Consider the following 18447-nt stretch of genomic DNA (forward strand, 5'->3'; position numbering starts at 1 on the left):
AGGCCGGGAGGAGCGTCAACCCTCAACTCCCGGCCGGCATCCACTCTTCTTCCCGACGGCTCATCAAAAGTTTAAAGACAGACCCCGCCGATGGCATCTGCGATGGATTCGAACCAGCGCTTCCTCCTGAAGGCATTCAGGAAATACTACAAGGCGAACACGCCCGCACTACCGGACAGGTTCACCCGCAGGGAGTTCGGATTCATGTTCTTCGACAAGACCTTCGTCCAGAGGCACATGGCCTTCGACAATTCGGCAGAGCTGCACAGGTTTATGGCCGGACAGGTACCGTCGCACAGCTACTACTCCACATCCTACTACCGCAAGCCCGATGCGCCAACGATGGACGAGAAGGGGTGGATGGGAGCGGAATTGATATTCGACCTCGACGCCGACCACCTAGAGGGCGCAGGGAACATGACCTACGCCGAGATGCTGATAAAGATCCGCTCTCAGATGATGCATCTGGTAGACACCTTCCTGATGGACAATCTCGGATTCCAGGAGGACCAGATACACATCACGTTCTCCGGCGGAAGGGGATACCATGCACACGTCAGGACACCGGACATAATGGGATTGGGTTCCCCCGAGAGGAGGGAGCTGGTGGATTTCATCACAGGTTCCGGACTGAACATCGATTGGGTGTTCCCGTACAACAGGGTGGCGACATCGCAGATCGCCACGGGGAACGGTGTGCGCACCAACGTCGCCAAGGACCGTCTCATACCCCCTGCCGATTCCGGAGGATGGAAGCTGATGATGAGGAACGCATTGATGGATGTAGTCAACGACCTATGCGACGGGGACGTGAAGGAGTTCAAGAAGGAATACCCCAGCATCAAGGGAAGCCAATCCGCCACGCTCTTCAAGGCCCATGAGGAGCTGAAGAAGACCAGAGGGCTCCTGTTCGAGAAGAACACCATGGCCATGCTCTCGCAGTCCACCCAGAACATCCTGGTGAAGATAATGAAGGAGGATATGGCGCCCCGCCTCTCGGGAGAGGTCGATGAACCCGTCACAGCCGACATCAAGAGGCTGATCCGTCTTCCGGGATCCATACACGGCAAGAGCGGATTGAGGGTCACGCCGATAACCCGTGCCGAGCTCACCGATTTCGATCCCCTGCAGATGGCCGTACCCTCGGAATACACCGACGATGAGGTCAAGGTAACCATGAGGAAGGACATGGAATTGGACATGAAGGGACAGCACTTCAAGCTCAGCGGAGAGACCACCGTCCCCGAGTACGCCGCCATATTCCTCATAGGGAGGAAATACGCCTCCTACGGATTCGCATCGGAGGAGAGCCAAAAGGAGAAACTCTTCTGAGCTGGCACATTGCATTCATCCCAGCCTTCACACCGTTTTCAAGGCGCTGGACCGTCGTATAAAACACTAAATTGTACGCGATATCTTTATTAATAGGTCCTTTATCACGTGGTTTAGGTAATTAAAATGAAAGCATTCCTCGTATCAGGAACCTATGCCGACCCCAGGCAGAAGCAGCAGCCTTTCGCTGTAGAGATGGCCGCTGCCGATGAGGCGGCAGTCAAGGAGAAGGCACTCTCGACCATCGGAAGCAAGCACAAGCTGAAGAGATGGCAGATCAACATCGCCGAGGTCAAGGAGCTCTCCGCAGAAGAGGTCACCAACCACGTCGTGAAATACCAGATCGGTGAGTGAACGTGAACGACGACGAACTCCGTCAGATGCTCGCTCTGATGGAAAGCTACAAGAACAGGACCGAGGCGCTCAGCCGTCAGGTCAACGTTCTGCGCTCGACCCTCGACGAGGTCAACATGGCCAACGAGTCGATCAAGGCCCTGCTCGCCGCCAAAGAAGGCGATGAGATCATGGTGCCCATCGGAGCTTCGTCCTTCATGAACGTCAAGGTCGCCTCCAACAAGAACATCATCGTGGGAATCGGATCCAACATCTCCGTTGAGAAGACCCCCGAGGATGCAAGCCAGTACATGGAGGCGAACGCCGCGGAGCTCACAGAGGCCCTCAAGAAGACCGTTGACGCGCTCAACGAGGTCCAGAAGGCCCTGTCCACAGTCTCCGAGGCTGTACAGATCGAGTATATGAACAGACAGCAAACCCCAACGCAGTGAGTGGTCCGGAATGTTCGATTCTCTCAAATCCAAGCTGAAAGGATTGTTCAGCAAGGCCGACAAGGAACTCGACAAGGAGCAGATCTTCGGCAAAGAGGACGAACAGACCGCCACTCCTGAAAAACCGATTCAACAGGATTCTACACCGGCACAGCCGGAACAGCCCAAACTCTCCAGGAAGGAGATGCTGAAGCTCCAGAAGCAGCAGAAGGCCGCAGGGGCACACAAGTCATCCGAGATCGTATCGGAGAGCGGCGGCAAGAAGATCAAGGATTCCGCATTGGACGAGATCCTCGACGAGCTATACTTCACATTGCTGGAAGCCGATGTCGCCGTCCCTGTGGCGGACAAGATCAAGGAAGGCGTCAGGGAGAACCTCCTCGGCAAGAAGTACGACCGCTCCTACTCCTTGGAAGAGGTTGTGGAGATGGCCGTCAAGGACGCTGTGAGGGACGTACTCGAGATCAACGAGTTCGACTTCGACAGCTGGATCGCCGAGCAGAAGAGGCCTACCGTCATAATGTTCGTCGGTATCAACGGTACCGGTAAGACCACGGCCATCGCGAAGATCGCCAAGCGTCTCCAGGACCAGAACAAGACCGTCGTCATGGCCGCATGCGACACTTTCAGGGCAGGTGCGATAGAGCAGTTGACCATCCACGCCGACAAGCTGGGATGCAAGATCGTCAAGCAGACTCAGGACGCAGACCCCGCCGCTGTCGCATACGATGCGGTGGAGCACGCAAGGTCCAAGATGAAGGACGTCGTCCTCGTGGACACCGCAGGACGTATGCAGACCAACAGCAACCTCATCGAGGAGATGAAGAAGATCGTAAGGGTCGCCAAACCCGACCTGAAGGTCTTCGTCGGAGATTCCCTGGCAGGCAACAACGCCATAGAGCAGGCGAAGGTCTTCGACGATGCCGTTGGAATCGACGCAGTGATCCTCACCAAGATCGACACCGACGCCAAGGGCGGAGCTGCGTTATCGATAGCCCACACCATCGGCAAGCCCATCGCATTCGTCTGCAACGGTCAGGAATACGACGACATCGTCAAGTTCAACACCGAGTGGATGATCTCAAGGATGTTCGAGTGATTCACATACAGAGCTTGTAGATCACTCTGGCGAACACCTTCGTGTCGTTTATCAGATTGTCTACCTTCAGATACTCGTTGGGCGCATGCAGTGAACCGTCCCCGGTCTGCCACGCATAAGCATCAAATCCCTTCAGCCTGAAGAAGTTCGCACAGGTGCCTCCTCCTATTCCGACAGCATAGGGTTCAATGCCGCGCACCTCCTTGACCGAATCGCGGAGCGCTTTGAATCCTTCCGACTCGATCGATGACTGCCTTCCCGCTACAGCCTTCTGCAGGACCTCTACAGTGATCTTGGCCCCGGTGGATTCAGCATATACCTGAGCGGTCTCGTTCACCATGCTCAGGACGATATCCGGATCGTATTCAGGATTGAGACGTATGTCCAGACAGAACTCGTCGTAGCCCGGGATCGTGTTCACGTTCTCGACCGTGGCGATTCTCTTGGTAGGCTCGAAAGTGGAATTCTTGGGCAGATACAGATCGTTGGTATCGCCGAACCTGCTGTCGAAGGACTCTATCAGATCCATGAGGAGGAGCGTGGATACCTTGTACGCATTGATGCCCAGATTGGGAGTTGATGCATGGGTGGTCTTCCCTTCCACACAGACCTTCAGCCACAGGATGTGCTTCTCCCCGACATCTATGTCCTCTCCATTGGGAGAGCAGTGGTCGGGCACCATTATGATGTCGCCCGGTTTGAAGATGCCCTGATCTATGAGGTACTGGATCCCGTGGACGCTTCCGGTCTCCTCGTCGGCCACCAGGGCCAGGCCCAGGGACATCCCCTCGAGCTCGAGCCCGTTGAACTGCTTGGCGGCGAATATGGAGGATATGACGGACTGCCCGTCGTCCTCGGTTCCCCTTCCGTAGATCTTACCGTCCTTCAATTCTGGCTCAAACGGCATAGTATCCCACAGCTCCAGATCCCCTACGGGCACAACATCCATGTGCGCGACGAACCACAGTGTCCCTTCCTTCTTCCCCTGTTTCACTGCAATTATGTTGGACCTCATCACATTCGGATCCGTTGCATCATGGACATCGTGCCTGGTGACGGTATCGAAACCGGTTAGCAGGGTCCAGAGGTAATCCGCTTTCTTGGATTCGCCGTCTCCGCCGTTGATCGGTGCGAGTGCGGGTATGCGTATCATATCCATCATGGACTCGATGATCTCCTGCTTAGAGGTCTCGATATCCTCCATGATGATCTCGAGGGACTTCATGCCCATTGATGCACATCTATGGTTTTACCGTTGTCGATTCATTCGATTACGATCCTCTTGGACAGGTCGATGAAATGTTCTGAGGACCAGTCTTCAGAGTTCTTGGAATCTAGAATATATTCACGAACATCATTTGATGCTTTCTCGTAATCTATTTCTTCAAAACGCTTGTACAGAATTGAAACCAGCATCTCTGCGTCCAATCCAGAACCTTCGTAGGCATTTTTGCCTTCCAAGATGCTCTCAAGGAACTGCATCCTTATCCGAATTTTCCATTCTATGAATCTTTCATATTCATACAGAACCTGTCCGTTAACTGCATTATCTGAACAGATAATGTCCTAAACGATACATGCAAACAAGCTGGATTGATCCAATATAGTAACGCCGTAGTGGAAAGGATAGGTCTTGTAATGATGCTCCAGAGCGTAATTCTTTATTGCTTTCTTCACTATCTCAATCTCAACAATGATGGCATCATCTGAACTGAATGATCCGTGAACAGGCTCTTGAATTCCGATCCACTCCAAAACCTTTCTGGTGTTGACCTTGATAATGAATCCGTAAGTATCGAATCCTTCTCCATCCCTTTCTACCATATTGAAATTGATTCCGAAGGATTCGATTTCATCCCTCAGATATCCTGAGATCTTTCCTAATTCAACCTTGCGGCCTTCATTCAAAATAACGAAACACAATTTCTCTGAATAAGTTTCCAGACCATGAAAGAGACTCAAAGAAGTGCTTCCCTACAACGCTGCATATCCAAAGAAGTTGCTACGATACAATCCTGTGAGTATTATCTCATTCAGATACCGTCTGACAAGCCTGACTGCATTTATTGGTTCCTGCGGACAAATATCTGTGATATGCCTCAATACATTCATACAAACGGCTCCGTTGTATCAAGATAGTGGGATAGCATTGTAACGTTTCTAGATCTGTACAGTTGACTGAGCTGTCTAATCATATCCTTATCCATCTCGAATAGGATTTCTTCATCGACCCTCATATCCTCGAATAAAAGGGCTTCGAACTCTTTCTTGTTCAGGGCAACCCACTTCTTATACAATTTATCGCAGAGGGCCTTTTCCATTGTTGCAATATAGACGGCATAACCATACAGATTCATGCATTCAACCCCGATAGGGAATACCTGCTTAGGAACGTCAGAATAGAAGAAAATGCATTTATCCGTATGAAATGCCTTATCCTTGTGGTTTCCAAACGTTGCACAAGATACATTGTATGCGTATTCCGGTATGATACCGTAAAAGGAAAGAGCATAGTCAAAAGAGACGTATGAGGGGCCATAGATAGACTGAGCCCACGCCAGCCTAGGTATATCCGCATTAGTCTCGTACAGGTTCCTCTTCAACCGAACATACTTGCCAGCCTTTACATCTCTGCTCAATTTCTTACGAAGGTTAGAAGAGTCCCCATTCTCACTTATGTACGAATCAAGAATCATCTCTCCTGTACATATCATAATTGTTACACATACCGACAATATTTGAATTTGGCGCCGCGCCGTTGGTCCTACTGTTAAAGCAGATATTGTGACAAAGAAGAGATAAATTGAGGGCCTTTCGGCCCTGAAATGTTTGTAAGAATCACTCGACGTATTTTTTGATGAAGCCTTCCTTCATCATCTGGGCGGTGAGGTTCCTTGACCTGTTGATCATGAACTCTGCCCTGTCGTGCATCTCCTGCCTGGAGAGCTTGAGCCTGGCGACGCCCTGCTCCTGAGCCTTTGCTCCGACAGCGACGGCCTCGTCGATGAAGACCTCGGTCTCCGACATGGTCGGGACGATGTACTCGGGGGTGATTCCCTTCTTCTCTGCGGATGCGGCCAATGACCTGGCCGCAGCGATGCACATCTCGTCCGTGATGGTCTTGGCCCTTACGTCGAGCACACCGCGGAAGATTGCGGGGAATCCCATGGAGTTGTTGACCTGGTTGGGGAAGTCGGACCTTCCGGTTGCGAAGATCTTGCATCCATGCTCCTTGGCCTCCCAAGGCCAAATCTCCGGGATCGGGTTGGCGGTCGCGAAGATCACAGGGTCGTCCGCCATGAGGTCGACGTACTCAGGAGGTATGGTTCCGGGTCCGGGCTTGGATGCCGCGATAACGATATCCGCTCCCTCGAACGCTTCCTTCATTCCTCCGGTCTTTCCTGCACCGTTGGTCTTCTTACAGATCTCCCACTTCTGCTTGAATCCCTGCTCCACATCCGTCCTGGACTGGTTGAGGATTCCTTTGGAGTCGCACATGCACATGTGCTCGGGCTTGAATCCGGTCGCGAGAAGGAGCCTTGCGATTGCGATGGATGCCGCACCCGCTCCGATGACGGTGATGTGCGCATCCTCGAGCTTCTTTCCCACGAGCTTCATGGCGTTGATCGCACCGGCGACCTCGACGGTGGCGGTTCCCTGCTGGTCATCATGCCATACGGGGATCTTGCAGTCCCTCCTGAGCTCGTCGAGGATGTCGAAGCACTTGGGGTTCGAGATGTCCTCGAGGTTGATTCCTCCGAACGAGGGCGCGATGAGCCTGACGGTCTCGATGATCTTGTCGGGATCCTTGGTGTCCAGACAGATCGGGACGCAGTCCACTCCTCCGAGATACTTGAAAAGCATTGCCTTTCCTTCCATGACGGGCATGGCGGCCTCGGGTCCGATGTCTCCCAGACCAAGAACGCGTGTTCCGTCCGATACGACCGCAACGGTATTCCATTTCCATGTGTGCTCGTAAACCTTGTCGGGATTCGCTGCTATGTCCTTACAGGGCTCCGCAACTCCCGGCGAGTACCAAACGGAGAAGTCGTCGAAGGACCTTACACATGCCTTCGGTACGACCTCGATCTTACCCCCGTAGTAGGGGTGCATCTTCATGGCGTCCTGTCCGGGCTTCTTCGCCTTGGCCAGACGCTCCTCTACGCTAATTTCCTGGTCGTTTGCCATTTCATTCACCTCGATACGTGCTGATACCCATCGCCAGCCGTAGTCGGTAATGAACCCCATTCTTATCCTAATTATATAATGATAAAGGAAAAGGCACCCCCATCCAGTTCTAAAACGGCGCGTAAAAAGATTATAATACAATGTACGTACATAATATTATTAGTGATAATAATGAGCGATCTGCAGGTAGTAACAGCACCCAAGGACTACACTTATCAGCTGAGGATGAACAGTGAAATCAAAGCAGAATTGGAACGCATCTATGCAGAATGCGGAGTCACGTTATCAGATGCCATCAACATCTTCCTCCAGCAATCCTTAAACGAACACGGGTTCCCGTTCGCCGTTGTTTCAGACCAAACAGCATTCAAAAAGAAGAAGGTGCTCGATGAACTCCTGGAAATCCATATGAGAGGTATGCGTTCAGGATCCGAATATGGCTGGACGGACGACAGGGACATGGATGAGGAATTCGGAGGTTCTGAATGAACATCCTCTATTCCCATGAGGCCAAAATTAGGATCAGAAACATTCGCTGCAATCTACCTCCGAAATACTCAGAAAGCATCCTGAATGAAATCAGAGAGGGCTGTCGCAGATTGTCTGATTTCGCTGATTTGGGCTATATATTGGAAGAATCGGGAGCTATTCCGGTAAGAGTGCTCTTGGTGAAAGGATATGCCATCCTCTACGAACATGATGATGAATCAGTCTACATCTCTGCAATTGAACCAATGAAATCAGACTGGATAGAAGTCTTCAATTTGAATGAACGTGAATAAAAAGCAGAGGAAACGACATGCCCAAAGAGATCGTGATTGCCCTGATCGACGGATACATCGACGACCCCGCTGCATTAGGGGTTCCGCCGTACATCTCCCCGATGATCCGTTCCATAGCGGGCGCGGCCTTGGATGCGGGAGCGGATAGGGTCGAGTACATCTCCATCGACATGATCAGGAAGCATAGGAAACTGCCCGATGCTGCCGTCTCTGTAGTATTGTCAGGTAACACTGTACCAGGCAAGTATCTGAGGACCATGCCGATGTCCCTCAAGGAGCTGGCGGAGATCACTCCAAAACTCAAGGGATGGAAGATGATAAGCGGCTCCGCCGCCGATTCCAAAGAGGCTGAGGCCTTTGATTTCATTATCAAGAAGGATCCCGCCGCATCGCTGTTCGACGGGATCTCCGGAAAAGAGGTGCTGGAAAGGTACAGGACCCTCGAGGAATGGAACAGATGGATGCTGCTGGGTGCTGATATCGTCACTCAGCATCAGGACTTCCCCGAACCGCTGGTGGCCGAGATCGAATCCTACAGGGGATGCCACCGTTACAGGTCAGGAGGATGCTCCTACTGCATAGAACCGCTGAAGGGCAAGCCCCTCATGAGGTCCCCCAAGGATATCCTGGCAGAGGCTCAGAAACTGAGGGATCTGGGAGTCAGAAACATCCGTGTCGGCGGCCAGACATGCATAGTATCCTACGGTTCCGAGGATGATTCGGAGACGCCCCGCCCCAATCCGGATGCTGTAAGGGAACTCTTCGAAGGCCTTCACTCCATGGGATTCGACACCATACACGTGGACAACGCCAATCCCGCCGTCATCTCATCCTATCCAGGGGAATCAGAGGAGATACTCCGTATCCTTGCGGACAACTGCACCGACGGCAACGTTCTCGCTTTGGGGATGGAGTCCGCCGATCCTTTTGTCATCACGGAGAACAACCTCAACAGCACATCCGAACAGGTCCTGGATGCCGTCAGGCTCATCAACAAGGTCGGTTCAGACAGAGGGGGACGCGGAATGCCCAAACTCCTCCCCGGGATCAACATAATATGCGGTCTGGACGGAGAGACGAAGGACACCTACAGGATGGACATGGAGATCCTCGAAAGGATCAGGGACGAGGACCTCATGGTCCGCCGTATCAACATCCGCCAGGTGCTCCCGGTCAGGAGACCGTTCGACGTCAAGGTGGACCAGCGCAGGTTCAAGAAGTTCAAGGAGGACATCAGAGAGAATATAGACCGCGCCATGCTGGAGCGCATAGTTCCGTACGGAACAATCCTGAAGGATGTCTACATGGAGCTGAATGACGGGAACACCACGTTCGGCAGGCAGATAGGTTCCTATCCTCTGTTGGTTGGTATCCCTTACAAGGTGGACACCGACGAGTTCCATGACGTGTTCATAACCGACTGGGGATTCCGTTCCATCACCGGGATAACCTACCCCTTCGACATCAACCACATGCCCATGTCGTCCCTCGCGGGACTGCCCGGGATCGGCAAGAAGAGGGCCAGCAAGCTCGTGATGGAGAGGCCTTTCAAATCATTGGAAGAACTGGCAGAAGTGATCGAGGACCCTTCAGTGGTTGAGAAGCTGAAGGACATCATAGTTCTGGGATGATCACTCGAAGAACTCCACGTTGCCGTGGTCGATATCGTACATCGCACCGATGACCATCAGCCCTTCCCTGCCTTCCTTCCCTTCGCTGATCTCACGGACGCTGTTCTCCACGTTGAGCCTGGACGCCTTATCGGGATCCTTCTCGTCACCGATGGCATCGGTGATGACCTTGATGATCTGAAGGGAATGCCCCTCATTGAATCCGTTCAATGCCTCTGCGATGGCCCCGCATTTGGTGTGCCCGAGTACAACGATCAGCTTGCATCCCAGATGGTCGACGGCATACTCCAGGCTGCCGTAGGTATTGATGTCGTCCACGATGTTGCCTGCGGTCCTGATGACGAAGAGTTCGCCGATACCGGCAGAGAAGATCACTTCGGGGATCACACGCGAATCGGAACAACTGACGATGGCAGCGTAGGGATGCTGGCCGTTGTCCGCGGCATCGATGATCCTCTCGACGGTGATATCGCCGCAGTACTCCGCCTTATCCACGAAGAGCCTGTTGCCGTCCTTGAGCCTCTTCAGCGCATCCTCCGCTGAGATGTTCCCCTTAGGTGCCTTGTGAACCATATCGGATGGATATCGTGCCGTGCGATATATCTGTTAACCCTGCACTGACGGCGGATGTCAAACGTTATCTATCTGTACGTTCGTCATTCGGCCATGGACACTAAACGTGCTGCAAGGTATCCGTTCCTAAAGGAATCGGCGGAGTTCGCGGAGAAGAACTCGGCCGACCTGGAATCCCTTCTCACGTCGGAATCCTACGCCCCCGCACGCACCAGGGGCAGGGAGAGGGTCCTCCAGGCGCTGGAGAGATCCGAGGTGTCCTATGTGGAGCTCATGACCGATTATGACAGATTGATCGAGGTCATGTCCTATCCTTACGCAAGGATGCTGGTCTCCCAGGTGGGCGACCGTTTCCTGACGAAGAGATATGCCTTGTCGGAAGCCGTACGGATGAACAATCTCCTGAGCAAGGAGGATAGAGATACCGTGCTGATGGTTTCCGAGGAGCTGGGGGTCAATTCGACGGTGGCCCGCGACGGCACGATCCATATGAACTTCCCCGATTTCCTCAGACTGTCCAGCAGACTGAACAGCGTCGATTGGAAGCTGATCAACAGCGACATCCACCACGGTGTGGTGTACCTCCCTCAGGAGAAGTTCAGCCGTCTGATGCAGAACGCGCTCCAGGACAAGATCGAGTCCGAATTGCCGCTGCTCACGCCCGATGAGTACAAGAGATACCTCGCTGGCGACGTTACTGCCGTCACCATGGCCCTGGCGGATACCAAGATGAAGATGAGCCCCACCAACGGCGAGGGAATGAAGACAGAGTTCCTCCCGCCCTGTCTGGTGCACATATTGGAGATGTCCAGGAACGGTCTGAACCTGCCGCACAGCGCAAGGTTCGCGATAGTGACATTCCTGAAGGCATTGGGATTGGGGTATGAGGACATCATCAGGGTGTTCGCGGAATCCCCGGACTTCGACGAATCCAAGTCGGAATATCAGATCAAGCACATCATGGGGGAGCTGAGCGGAGGCGAGGGGTACTCCCCACCGGAATGCAAGACCATGAAGACCAACGGTCTCTGCTACAATCCCGACAGGCTCTGCGAGCAGGAATGGATGAACCATCCTCTGAAGTACTACAGGACGAAGATGAAGGACAGGGACAAGAACAATGCTGTCCCTTCATATGAAGACAAGACTGCTGGCACAGAGTGATTTCTAATTGTATTTTGATTATACTTCAGAATTTGAAGTAAAATGTTTTTACTTCATTATTTGAAGTAAATATTATTATAAACATAATGCATCCCCATAATCGATGGAATTCATAGGTCGCAAGAAGGAACTCGATCGTCTGCAAAACGTATGGGAGAAGAACCGCTACAAGACCTGCGCCATATACGGCAGAAGGAGGATTGGCAAGACCACTTTGATCGAAGAATTCATCAAAGACAAGAATAACATCTCATTCTCCATGGTCAAAGGCACCTATGAGGAGAACGTCCAAAGGATGGCCTATGAGTTAATCGAAAAAGGGGAATCGGTCGAAAAACCTGAGCTTTACTTCGTTATGAAAGCATTGAAAGCAATATGTGTGAGGGAGAAAACAGTCATCGTATTCGATGAACTTCCCAATTTAACGCAGAACAAGGAGTCAGCTGCTTCGGAACTCCAGTTCTTCATAGATTGGATGGTGGATAACAGCGATTCTATGTGCATAATATGCGGTTCATCCATCTCCCTGATGATAAACGAAATAAAGAACTCCTCAAAACCACTCTACCAAAGATTCATGTGCATAATCGAGCTGGGGCCGCTAACCATAGATGAGGTGCGCTGTTTCCATCCGAATATGGATGATAGGGACCTTCTCAGGACCTATCTCATCCTAGGCGGCATCCCTCTGTACCATGAAAGCGCCAGAGGTCTTGACTTCAAAAGTATGATTGATGATTACGTACTCAGCAAAACCAGCAACTTCAATGAGGATGCGACCAACATCATCATGGTGGAGATGGGGACGTTGGGAATTCCTTCACTGTCAGTCTTGAATGCATTGAGCAACGGTTCAGTGAGGTTCACAGAGATAGCGTCTGTAACCAAACTCTCTGATCGGATGGTCAGCAGATGTTTGGAAGGTCTCGAATCGATGAGACTTGTCTCCAAAAAACATCTCATGTGCGCAAATAGCAAACATCCTACATACATGATAACAGACAGCCCCATGGCATTCCATTACAGGATCGTAAGGAGATACTCTCCAATTACTGCAACGAACGCCTCCAAATACGATTCTATGCATCAGCTGATATCATCATTCCTGGGAAGCCAATTTGAGGTTTATTGCAAAGACCTCGTAGCCAGGAATTATCCATGTTCAGAGATTGGTAGCTGGTGGGGCTCTGTCCCGGTCAGAGACTATGACGGTCAAATAATGAAAGACGGGAACGGGAAGACGATAACAGAGGATGTGGACATCGACCTGATCGCCACCGTCCGCAAAGGCAACAACCGCATAGACCTATTCGGAGAATGCAAATTCGATGGCAGCGAGGCCGATATTTCAGTATTTAACAAACTAAATGTGAGGGTCGAATCGCTGAGCGGAGGTTACAATCCACGTCTGATGATCATCGCTGTGAATGGGTTCGAGGAAGAACTATTGAACTATGCAAGCGCAGGATTGGTACTGCTTGTGAATCTGGACATGATAGTAGGAAAGGCCCCGCTTCCCGAGTTACCATAACCCTTGAGGGGGATTACTCCTTCTTCTCGTTCTCCATCTTCCCAAGGTTCTTCCATGTGATGATGGCCCTCTGGATTGCAGTCAGATTGCCGACCACGGCGAACCAGAGCATCATGATCTCCAGCCAGTTGATGTCAAAGGCCCAAAATCCGAGATCGATGTAGAACGATCCCAGGTCGAATATCTCCATTATGTATTGGATGAGCGGGAACAGCGTGGACAGCACGACCCTGTCCGCACGGCCCAGCAGACCTGCGTAGAGACGGGGAGCACCGATGGCCTGTGCCTGTGTTCCCATGTAGGATGTCAGAAGGACGCCGACCAGAGCGAGCATACCAAGGTACGGGTTGCACCAATATGCGCAGAAGGCGATTCCGCCTATCATGAACACATCGGCGTACCTGTCGAAGACATGGTCAAGATAGTCCCCTTTGGCGCTGCACTTGTTGCCCAATTTGGCGATCTTCCCGTCCAGAGCATCGAAATATCCCGATACGATGACCAATGCCGCCCCGACTAAGAGAAGCCAATGCCTGTCGTCATCGCCGCTGAGATAGAACACTACACCGCTGAGCAGTGCGACTATGAGCCCCAGCCACGAGACCAGATTCGGATTCACATTGATGAGTCTCTTGGCTACGGGGGCCAATGCGAAATCGGCCTTCGCTCTCTGTCCGTCTAGAACCATTTGTCCATCTCCTGCGACCAGTCGGTCTTTCCAGGTAGGTAATCGTCGGACTCCCCTATTAGTATTTCTTCTATAGAGTCGGCCGAGACGGCTATTTCATTGCGTGAACAGTCGACCTCCCAAACGGGTATATCGGAATCGATCGCTTCACACAGAATAACGTCCAGGACCTCCGATTGGACGTTCTCGCAGACCTTCTGCTCGGAATATCCTCTAGCTCTAAGCCTCTCCGCCAGCACCTCGGGATGGCATCTCAGCACGATGATTCCGCTGCAGTCCATGAAATGAGAGAGATGGCTGTCCAGGATGTATAGGTCCTTACTCTTGCGATACTCTTCCAGAGAATCGTTTAGATCATCCAGGTCAACCTCGTGGGTGTCCCTTTCGGCATCCAGTTCTCCCAGGAGGCCATGGGATTTGATGTGATCCTTTCCGTCGATGACATTGTAACCTCTGGAGCGCAGCTCCGCTGAGATCGATGTCTTCCCGGTCCCGGGGGTGCCCGTGAGGGCATAGAGTGTCATGAGATCTCTCTGAGATAGGGCTCCGCCCTCTCCATGACAGCATCCCAGGTGGGGATGTGCGTCAGAGCGCCGGTCTCCTCAATAACGAACGATGCCACCGTGGAAGCGATGGTGAGCGCCTCCGGGATCTCATATCCCTTATAGAGCGCAGTATAGAATCCCGCTCTATAGGTGTCCCCGCATCCTGTGGGGTCGGCGATCCTCTCGGCCTTCACCGTAGGGATCTTTATGATCTCCCCTTTGACCTTGGCAACGCTTCCCTCTGCCCCATGTGTGCAGACGACCAGATCGACGTCCGCATCTGTGATCTCCTTGAGTCCGGCATACTTCTTCAGCGATTCCGCCTCGAAGTTATTGCAGAACAGTGCATCGGATCTCGACAGTGCCTTCGGGAAATTATCGGAATTCCAGATTCTGTGGGATTCCTGGGCGGGATCGATGGCGATCCTCGTTTTGGACTTGATCTCGTCCATGACCCTGATGTAATAGGAGGGCTGTCCGGTACAGAAGTGGGTGTACTTCGACTTCTGGGCATTCTTGGTGAGGAGGATGTCCAGATCGTCAGCGAATCCCTGGGGGCCCTGGTAGAAGACGACCTTCTGCGTCATGTTGGGATCGTTAACGACCACCGCACCGGAGGTCTCGAACTTGTCCACATGGAGGAACTCGTCCAGTATCAATCCCGAATCGGCTATCTGCTTCTCGTACATTCCCGGGAAATCGTTCCCCACGAAGGCGCACAGCGCCGTAGGGCATCCAAGCTTCGCGGCTGCCACTGCTATGTTCGTACCGGTGCCGCCCAGAGTCGTCAGCTTCGTGATTATGTCCTCTGTTGTATTGTCGGCAGGGAACTTCCTCACTGTGAGGATCTGGTCGACGGTCACGTGGCCGTATACGGACAGGAAGGGTTCGCTCATGTTCCCTCTTTCCATCCGGTGGTGTATCTTACCTGGTCGTCGCTGAGCTTGTCGATGAGGACTCCCATGGAATCGAGCTTGATCGCGGCGATCTTGTTGTCGATCTCGTCGGGTACCCTGTAGACTATCGGCTGCATGTCCTTGTAGTTCTGGCTCATGTACACGATTCCCAAAGCCTGTGTGGCGAAGGACATGTCCATGATTTCTGCGGGATGTCCCTGTCCTGCGGCGAGGTTCATGAGACGTCCCTCTCCGATGAGGTAGATCCTCCTTCCGTCCTTCATCTTGTACTCGTCGATGAACTCGCGGACACGGGTGCATGTCTCCGACAGAGCGTAGAGATGCTCCTTGTTAATCTCGTTGTCGAAGTGTCCTACGTTTCCTACGACGCATCCGTCCTTCATGACCTGGAAGTGCTCAAGGGTGAGGATGTCCTTGCATCCGGTGACGGTGAATACCATGTCCGCCTGTTTGACGGCGTCAATCATCCTCATGACCTGGAATCCGTCCATCTTGGCCTCGATGGCCTTGACCGGATCCACTTCTGTGACGATGACGCATGCTCCGAATCCCTTCGCCCTCATGGCGATTCCCTTTCCGCACCATCCGTATCCTGCGACGACGACCGTCTTTCCAGCCACCAGCAGGTTGGTGGAATTCATCCATCCGTCGAATGCGGACTGTCCGGTTCCGTACCTGTTGTCGAACAGGAACTTCATCTTCGCGTCGTTGACATCGAGGACGGGGAACTGGAGGGTACCGTCCGCGGCCATGGCTCTGAGACGGGTGACTCCGGTGGTGGTCTCCTCGTTCGCGGCCTTGATGTTGGGCAGGACCTCCCTGCGGGTGGTGTGCGCCATTGTGATGAGGTCGGCACCGTCGTCGATGATCAGGTCGGGATTCATGTTCAGGACGGTGTTCAGGTTAGCGTAGTACTCGTCCTGCGACTCCCATTTCTTCGCATAGACGTCCAGTCCGTACTCGTCGCGAAGCGCAAGAGCGACCGAATCGTCTGTCGACAGGGGATTGCAGCTTGCGAGGCGTATGTTCGCTCCCGCATCGGCCAATGTGATGGCGAGCATCCCTGTCTTGGCCTCTGTGTGGAGGGCCATTCCGATCTTGAGACCCTCGAGGGGCCTCTCCTTGATGAAGTTCTTTCTGATCTCCTGGAGCACGGGCATGTGGTTCTCCACCCAGTGCAGCTTCAGGGATCCCTGTTTTAGAAGGTCGTCCATTCAATCATCTCCCGTTTCGAAACCGGACATAAGCGAATCGCATATGTATCTCACGGTCTCGCGGCGGCTCTTTAAACTATCGTAATCACTAATCACTTTATGAATTGTATCCTCGTCGCCGCGAAGCTCCAAAACGAATTGGATAATGTTCTCGAGGGCACGGGTCATCTCATCCGAGATGGGTACTGTAGCTTTGCATGAGGTGCGCGAAAGAGGATTCAGATCGATGGAAATAACCACCTTTCCCATGGATACCAGCGCTTCAGCGCGGTCGCCGTCCTCTATGGGGACGATTATCACATCGCTGTCGAAGATCCCTTCCTTGGTGCACAGTGCACGGTCGTGATTGAGACCCTGTATCCTGCAGTCGGGCTCACGCCCGAGGACGTGCTCCGCACCCTTGGATTCCAGATAGGATATCAGTCCCTCCATCCTCTCGGGGGTCCTGTGGAAGAGGTTGACCTCCATCTTCGCCGGGATCGCTTTGGCCAGAGCTATTAGGTTCTCCGGGTCCAATGCAGCGGCGTTGCCGTTCACGCAGACGACCGGGTTCTTCGCTTTCAGAAGGTAGGCCGCAGCCACCTTCTCCGCTTCCAGTGCGGGAGGTATGCTCTTCTCGCCCATCAGATAGTCGTAGGCCTCTCCCCTTCCGTGGGAGATCAGTCCCGTAGGGGTGACCAGACCTTCTTCGACCATATGGGCCAGGCGCTCCCTTGTCATCAGCGATTTGTATCTTGGATGGTCCTTGGGTATATCCATTGAAATCTTTCTCCGATTGAACACATTATTTCCCTATCGTAGATAAACATGTACCGATACCATCCTCTTGCTGGCTGTACAGTAGCAGATATCGATTATGAATATACATCAATTGATGATGAATTATCAGCAAATATCTATATATTTTCATCATATGCTGATTATTATGAAAGAAGCGAGTATAACGGTACGGATCAGTCCAGAATTCAAACAGAAGTGTGACAGTCTGTTTAATCAGCTTGGGATGAATACATCTGCTGCTATCAGTATATTCCTCCATCAAGCGGTCAGAGATCAATCAATGCCGTTCACCCCTTCCCTCAGAACACTGGACCAGGACGGTATCGCATCCAAACTGCCGGTCGTAGGGCGCTTCGATGAATCAGGGAACACGATTCTCCCTTCCGAACTGGACAACCCGGAAGATGATGTATACGAACAGCTCCTGTAAATTCAGAAAATGGGATGTTTGGCTGGCCGACGTAAGATTTGAAAGCGATCCCAGCAAAAGCAAGATCAGACCTGTGGCCATCATCGAAGAAAAGGAAGTCTATGTGCTGTCTGTGCAGATAACATCCCACGAACCTCGCAAATTCCTTGAGGGAGAATACCAGATACAGTTTTGGGAATATGCTGGATTGGTGAAACCTTCAACTCTTCAATTAGGGCAGTTGATCAAAATCAAAGAAAAACACCTCCTAAAAAGAATCGGAAGGCTTCATGATATCGATATCAGGAATATCTTGGAGATTCTGCGTGAAAGCATTGTCGCGAACTGATGTGTCCCGATGGGATTATTTAATCGGTGGTCCTGTCACAGACTATGCCCGAGATCCGTGTGGTGGTTGTCGGTCCCAAATACGAAGGGAACGTAGGTGCGATAGCAAGGTCAATGGCCAACTTCGACATGAAGGAGCTCTATCTGGTCAACCCCTGCGAGCTGGGGGACGATGCGTACCGCAGATCCAAGCACGGAGCGGATATCCTCGATACCGCGGTCATCTGTAACACTCTGGAAGAAGCAACACAAGACTGCTTCCTCGTCGTGGGTACCAGCGGTGTCGTCACCAAGGGGGACAGCAACTACACACGCGTACCGATGCCCGTCAGGGAGTTCGCTGAACACTGCAGAGGGTACACAGAGAAGATAGCCGTCGTATTCGGAAGGGAGGACATCGGACTTCTCCAGGAGGAGCTGAACTACTGCGATGTCCTGATAACCATCCCCGCCAGCGAGGA

The 18447-nt window shown here is 52.4% G+C and carries 23 protein-coding genes; 12 read left to right on the top strand and 11 right to left on the bottom strand.

The features are described from left to right. Positions 1 to 90: 90 nt before the first annotated feature. From priS to ftsY, 4 genes are all read left to right on the top strand, one after another. Entirely contained in the window at positions 91 to 1332 is a 1242-nt protein-coding gene (gene priS, locus E7Z62_07520; protein ID MBE6522952.1) for a DNA primase catalytic subunit PriS, read from the top strand. Between the two features lie 126 nt (positions 1333 to 1458). Then, positions 1459 to 1686: a 50S ribosomal protein L18a gene (locus E7Z62_07525; protein ID MBE6522953.1), complete on the top strand. Its 228-nt coding sequence runs from the start codon at positions 1459 to 1461 to the stop codon at positions 1684 to 1686. 2 nt (positions 1687 to 1688) lie between these two features. Then, the gene (gene pfdA / locus E7Z62_07530; GenBank protein ID MBE6522954.1) at positions 1689 to 2117 is read left to right on the top strand and encodes a prefoldin subunit alpha; all 429 of its coding nucleotides are present in this window, start codon (positions 1689 to 1691) and stop codon (positions 2115 to 2117) included. A 10-nt stretch (positions 2118 to 2127) separates the two neighbouring features. After that, positions 2128 to 3216 (top strand): signal recognition particle-docking protein FtsY, encoded by a 1089-nt coding sequence (gene ftsY / locus E7Z62_07535; GenBank protein ID MBE6522955.1) that lies wholly within the window; start codon positions 2128 to 2130, stop codon positions 3214 to 3216. Between the two features lies 1 nt (position 3217). Here the strand turns inward: ftsY and E7Z62_07540 are convergent, their stop codons facing one another. The 5 genes from E7Z62_07540 to E7Z62_07560 all read right to left on the bottom strand — a co-directional run bounded on the left by E7Z62_07540 (position 3218) and on the right by E7Z62_07560 (position 7404). Beyond that, a complete protein-coding gene (locus tag E7Z62_07540) occupies positions 3218 to 4441 on the bottom strand; it encodes a M20 family metallo-hydrolase (GenBank protein MBE6522956.1) in 1224 nt (407 codons plus the stop codon). Between the two features lie 38 nt (positions 4442 to 4479). After that, the gene (locus E7Z62_07545; protein MBE6522957.1) at positions 4480 to 4698 is read right to left on the bottom strand and encodes a hypothetical protein; all 219 of its coding nucleotides are present in this window, start codon (positions 4696 to 4698) and stop codon (positions 4480 to 4482) included. Positions 4699 to 4782: 84 nt separating this feature from the next. After that, complete coding sequence (locus E7Z62_07550) at positions 4783 to 5124, bottom strand: hypothetical protein (GenBank protein MBE6522958.1); 342 nt, start codon at positions 5122 to 5124, stop codon at positions 4783 to 4785. A 200-nt stretch (positions 5125 to 5324) separates the two neighbouring features. Beyond that, positions 5325 to 5930, bottom strand: a complete 606-nt coding sequence (locus E7Z62_07555; GenBank protein ID MBE6522959.1) for a hypothetical protein — start codon at positions 5928 to 5930, stop codon at positions 5325 to 5327. 124 nt (positions 5931 to 6054) lie between these two features. Further along, complete coding sequence (locus E7Z62_07560; GenBank protein MBE6522960.1) at positions 6055 to 7404, bottom strand: NADP-dependent malic enzyme; 1350 nt, start codon at positions 7402 to 7404, stop codon at positions 6055 to 6057. A 78-nt stretch (positions 7405 to 7482) separates the two neighbouring features. On the opposite strand from E7Z62_07560, the gene E7Z62_07565 reads away from it, so the two are divergent. The 3 genes from E7Z62_07565 to E7Z62_07575 are packed head-to-tail and all read left to right on the top strand — an operon-like array spanning position 7483 to position 9817. After that, positions 7483 to 7893, top strand: coding sequence for a phosphatase (locus E7Z62_07565; protein ID MBE6522961.1), 411 nt, complete (start codon positions 7483 to 7485; stop codon positions 7891 to 7893). Next, entirely contained in the window at positions 7890 to 8186 is a 297-nt protein-coding gene (locus tag E7Z62_07570; protein MBE6522962.1) for a hypothetical protein, read from the top strand. The genes E7Z62_07565 and E7Z62_07570 overlap by 4 nt, the downstream gene beginning before the upstream one ends. A 17-nt stretch (positions 8187 to 8203) precedes the next feature. After that, positions 8204 to 9817 (top strand): radical SAM protein, encoded by a 1614-nt coding sequence (locus E7Z62_07575; protein ID MBE6522963.1) that lies wholly within the window; start codon positions 8204 to 8206, stop codon positions 9815 to 9817. Here the strand turns inward: E7Z62_07575 and E7Z62_07580 are convergent, their stop codons facing one another. Further along, on the bottom strand, positions 9818 to 10390 hold the full coding sequence (locus E7Z62_07580; GenBank protein MBE6522964.1) for a carbonic anhydrase: 573 nt from the start codon (positions 10388 to 10390) through the stop codon (positions 9818 to 9820). It lies immediately after the preceding gene. 93 nt (positions 10391 to 10483) lie between these two features. On the opposite strand from E7Z62_07580, the gene E7Z62_07585 reads away from it, so the two are divergent. Continuing rightward, the gene (locus E7Z62_07585; GenBank protein MBE6522965.1) at positions 10484 to 11554 is read left to right on the top strand and encodes a DNA primase; all 1071 of its coding nucleotides are present in this window, start codon (positions 10484 to 10486) and stop codon (positions 11552 to 11554) included. Positions 11555 to 11657: 103 nt separating this feature from the next. Next, positions 11658 to 13085, top strand: coding sequence for a hypothetical protein (locus tag E7Z62_07590; protein MBE6522966.1), 1428 nt, complete (start codon positions 11658 to 11660; stop codon positions 13083 to 13085). A 13-nt stretch (positions 13086 to 13098) separates the two neighbouring features. On the opposite strand, the gene E7Z62_07595 is transcribed toward E7Z62_07590, so the two are convergent. Genes E7Z62_07595 through E7Z62_07615 form a run of 5 tightly spaced genes read right to left on the bottom strand, consistent with a single transcriptional unit; the run spans position 13099 to position 17208 of the window. Then, positions 13099 to 13773: a CDP-alcohol phosphatidyltransferase family protein gene (locus E7Z62_07595; GenBank protein ID MBE6522967.1), complete on the bottom strand. Its 675-nt coding sequence runs from the start codon at positions 13771 to 13773 to the stop codon at positions 13099 to 13101. Beyond that, positions 13764 to 14297 carry an AMP kinase gene (locus E7Z62_07600; GenBank protein MBE6522968.1) on the bottom strand — a complete coding sequence of 178 codons (534 nt, stop codon included), beginning with the start codon at positions 14295 to 14297 and terminating at the stop codon, positions 13764 to 13766. The genes E7Z62_07595 and E7Z62_07600 overlap by 10 nt, the downstream gene beginning before the upstream one ends. Further along, positions 14294 to 15214: a carbohydrate kinase gene (locus E7Z62_07605; protein MBE6522969.1), complete on the bottom strand. Its 921-nt coding sequence runs from the start codon at positions 15212 to 15214 to the stop codon at positions 14294 to 14296. Before E7Z62_07605 ends, E7Z62_07600 begins: the two co-directional genes overlap by 4 nt. After that, complete coding sequence (locus tag E7Z62_07610; protein MBE6522970.1) at positions 15211 to 16449, bottom strand: adenosylhomocysteinase; 1239 nt, start codon at positions 16447 to 16449, stop codon at positions 15211 to 15213. The genes E7Z62_07605 and E7Z62_07610 overlap by 4 nt, the downstream gene beginning before the upstream one ends. Beyond that, entirely contained in the window at positions 16450 to 17208 is a 759-nt protein-coding gene (locus E7Z62_07615) for a phosphopantothenate/pantothenate synthetase (GenBank protein MBE6522971.1), read from the bottom strand. A gap of 97 nt (positions 17209 to 17305) precedes the next feature. Here E7Z62_07615 and E7Z62_07620 point away from each other — a divergent pair, with 97 nt between their 5' ends. The 3 genes from E7Z62_07620 to E7Z62_07630 all read left to right on the top strand — a co-directional run. Beyond that, the gene (locus E7Z62_07620) at positions 17306 to 17659 is read left to right on the top strand and encodes a type II toxin-antitoxin system RelB/DinJ family antitoxin (GenBank protein ID MBE6522972.1); all 354 of its coding nucleotides are present in this window, start codon (positions 17306 to 17308) and stop codon (positions 17657 to 17659) included. Continuing rightward, positions 17586 to 17987 (top strand): type II toxin-antitoxin system PemK/MazF family toxin, encoded by a 402-nt coding sequence (locus E7Z62_07625; protein MBE6522973.1) that lies wholly within the window; start codon positions 17586 to 17588, stop codon positions 17985 to 17987. Before E7Z62_07620 ends, E7Z62_07625 begins: the two co-directional genes overlap by 74 nt. A 44-nt stretch (positions 17988 to 18031) precedes the next feature. Continuing rightward, the coding region (locus tag E7Z62_07630) for an RNA methyltransferase (protein ID MBE6522974.1) at positions 18032 to 18447 on the top strand (416 nt) is incomplete at its 3' end.

The sequence above is a fragment of the Thermoplasmata archaeon genome (genome assembly GCA_015063285.1).
GTDB lineage: Archaea > Thermoplasmatota > Thermoplasmata > Methanomassiliicoccales > Methanomethylophilaceae > Methanoprimaticola.

What these genes read in the sequence shown, in the direction of transcription:
- priS (MBE6522952.1), top strand. Translation starts at nt 91, where the DNA reads ATGGCATCTGCGATGGATTCGAACCAGCGCTTCCTCCTGAAGGCATTC.
- E7Z62_07525 (MBE6522953.1), top strand. Translation starts at nt 1,459, where the DNA reads ATGAAAGCATTCCTCGTATCAGGAACCTATGCCGACCCCAGGCAGAAG.
- ftsY (MBE6522955.1), top strand. Translation starts at nt 2,128, where the DNA reads ATGTTCGATTCTCTCAAATCCAAGCTGAAAGGATTGTTCAGCAAGGCC.
- E7Z62_07540 (MBE6522956.1), bottom strand. Translation starts at nt 4,441, where the DNA reads ATGAAGTCCCTCGAGATCATCATGGAGGATATCGAGACCTCTAAGCAG.
- E7Z62_07545 (MBE6522957.1), bottom strand. Translation starts at nt 4,698, where the DNA reads ATGCAGTTCCTTGAGAGCATCTTGGAAGGCAAAAATGCCTACGAAGGT.
- E7Z62_07555 (MBE6522959.1), bottom strand. Translation starts at nt 5,930, where the DNA reads ATGATATGTACAGGAGAGATGATTCTTGATTCGTACATAAGTGAGAAT.
- E7Z62_07560 (MBE6522960.1), bottom strand. Translation starts at nt 7,404, where the DNA reads ATGGCAAACGACCAGGAAATTAGCGTAGAGGAGCGTCTGGCCAAGGCG.
- E7Z62_07565 (MBE6522961.1), top strand. Translation starts at nt 7,483, where the DNA reads ATGATAAAGGAAAAGGCACCCCCATCCAGTTCTAAAACGGCGCGTAAA.
- E7Z62_07570 (MBE6522962.1), top strand. Translation starts at nt 7,890, where the DNA reads ATGAACATCCTCTATTCCCATGAGGCCAAAATTAGGATCAGAAACATT.
- E7Z62_07575 (MBE6522963.1), top strand. Translation starts at nt 8,204, where the DNA reads ATGCCCAAAGAGATCGTGATTGCCCTGATCGACGGATACATCGACGAC.
- E7Z62_07580 (MBE6522964.1), bottom strand. Translation starts at nt 10,390, where the DNA reads ATGGTTCACAAGGCACCTAAGGGGAACATCTCAGCGGAGGATGCGCTG.
- E7Z62_07585 (MBE6522965.1), top strand. Translation starts at nt 10,484, where the DNA reads ATGGACACTAAACGTGCTGCAAGGTATCCGTTCCTAAAGGAATCGGCG.
- E7Z62_07590 (MBE6522966.1), top strand. Translation starts at nt 11,658, where the DNA reads ATGGAATTCATAGGTCGCAAGAAGGAACTCGATCGTCTGCAAAACGTA.
- E7Z62_07595 (MBE6522967.1), bottom strand. Translation starts at nt 13,773, where the DNA reads ATGGTTCTAGACGGACAGAGAGCGAAGGCCGATTTCGCATTGGCCCCC.
- E7Z62_07600 (MBE6522968.1), bottom strand. Translation starts at nt 14,297, where the DNA reads ATGACACTCTATGCCCTCACGGGCACCCCCGGGACCGGGAAGACATCG.
- E7Z62_07605 (MBE6522969.1), bottom strand. Translation starts at nt 15,214, where the DNA reads ATGAGCGAACCCTTCCTGTCCGTATACGGCCACGTGACCGTCGACCAG.
- E7Z62_07610 (MBE6522970.1), bottom strand. Translation starts at nt 16,449, where the DNA reads ATGGACGACCTTCTAAAACAGGGATCCCTGAAGCTGCACTGGGTGGAG.
- E7Z62_07615 (MBE6522971.1), bottom strand. Translation starts at nt 17,208, where the DNA reads ATGGATATACCCAAGGACCATCCAAGATACAAATCGCTGATGACAAGG.
- E7Z62_07620 (MBE6522972.1), top strand. Translation starts at nt 17,306, where the DNA reads ATGAATATACATCAATTGATGATGAATTATCAGCAAATATCTATATAT.
- E7Z62_07625 (MBE6522973.1), top strand. Translation starts at nt 17,586, where the DNA reads ATGAATCAGGGAACACGATTCTCCCTTCCGAACTGGACAACCCGGAAG.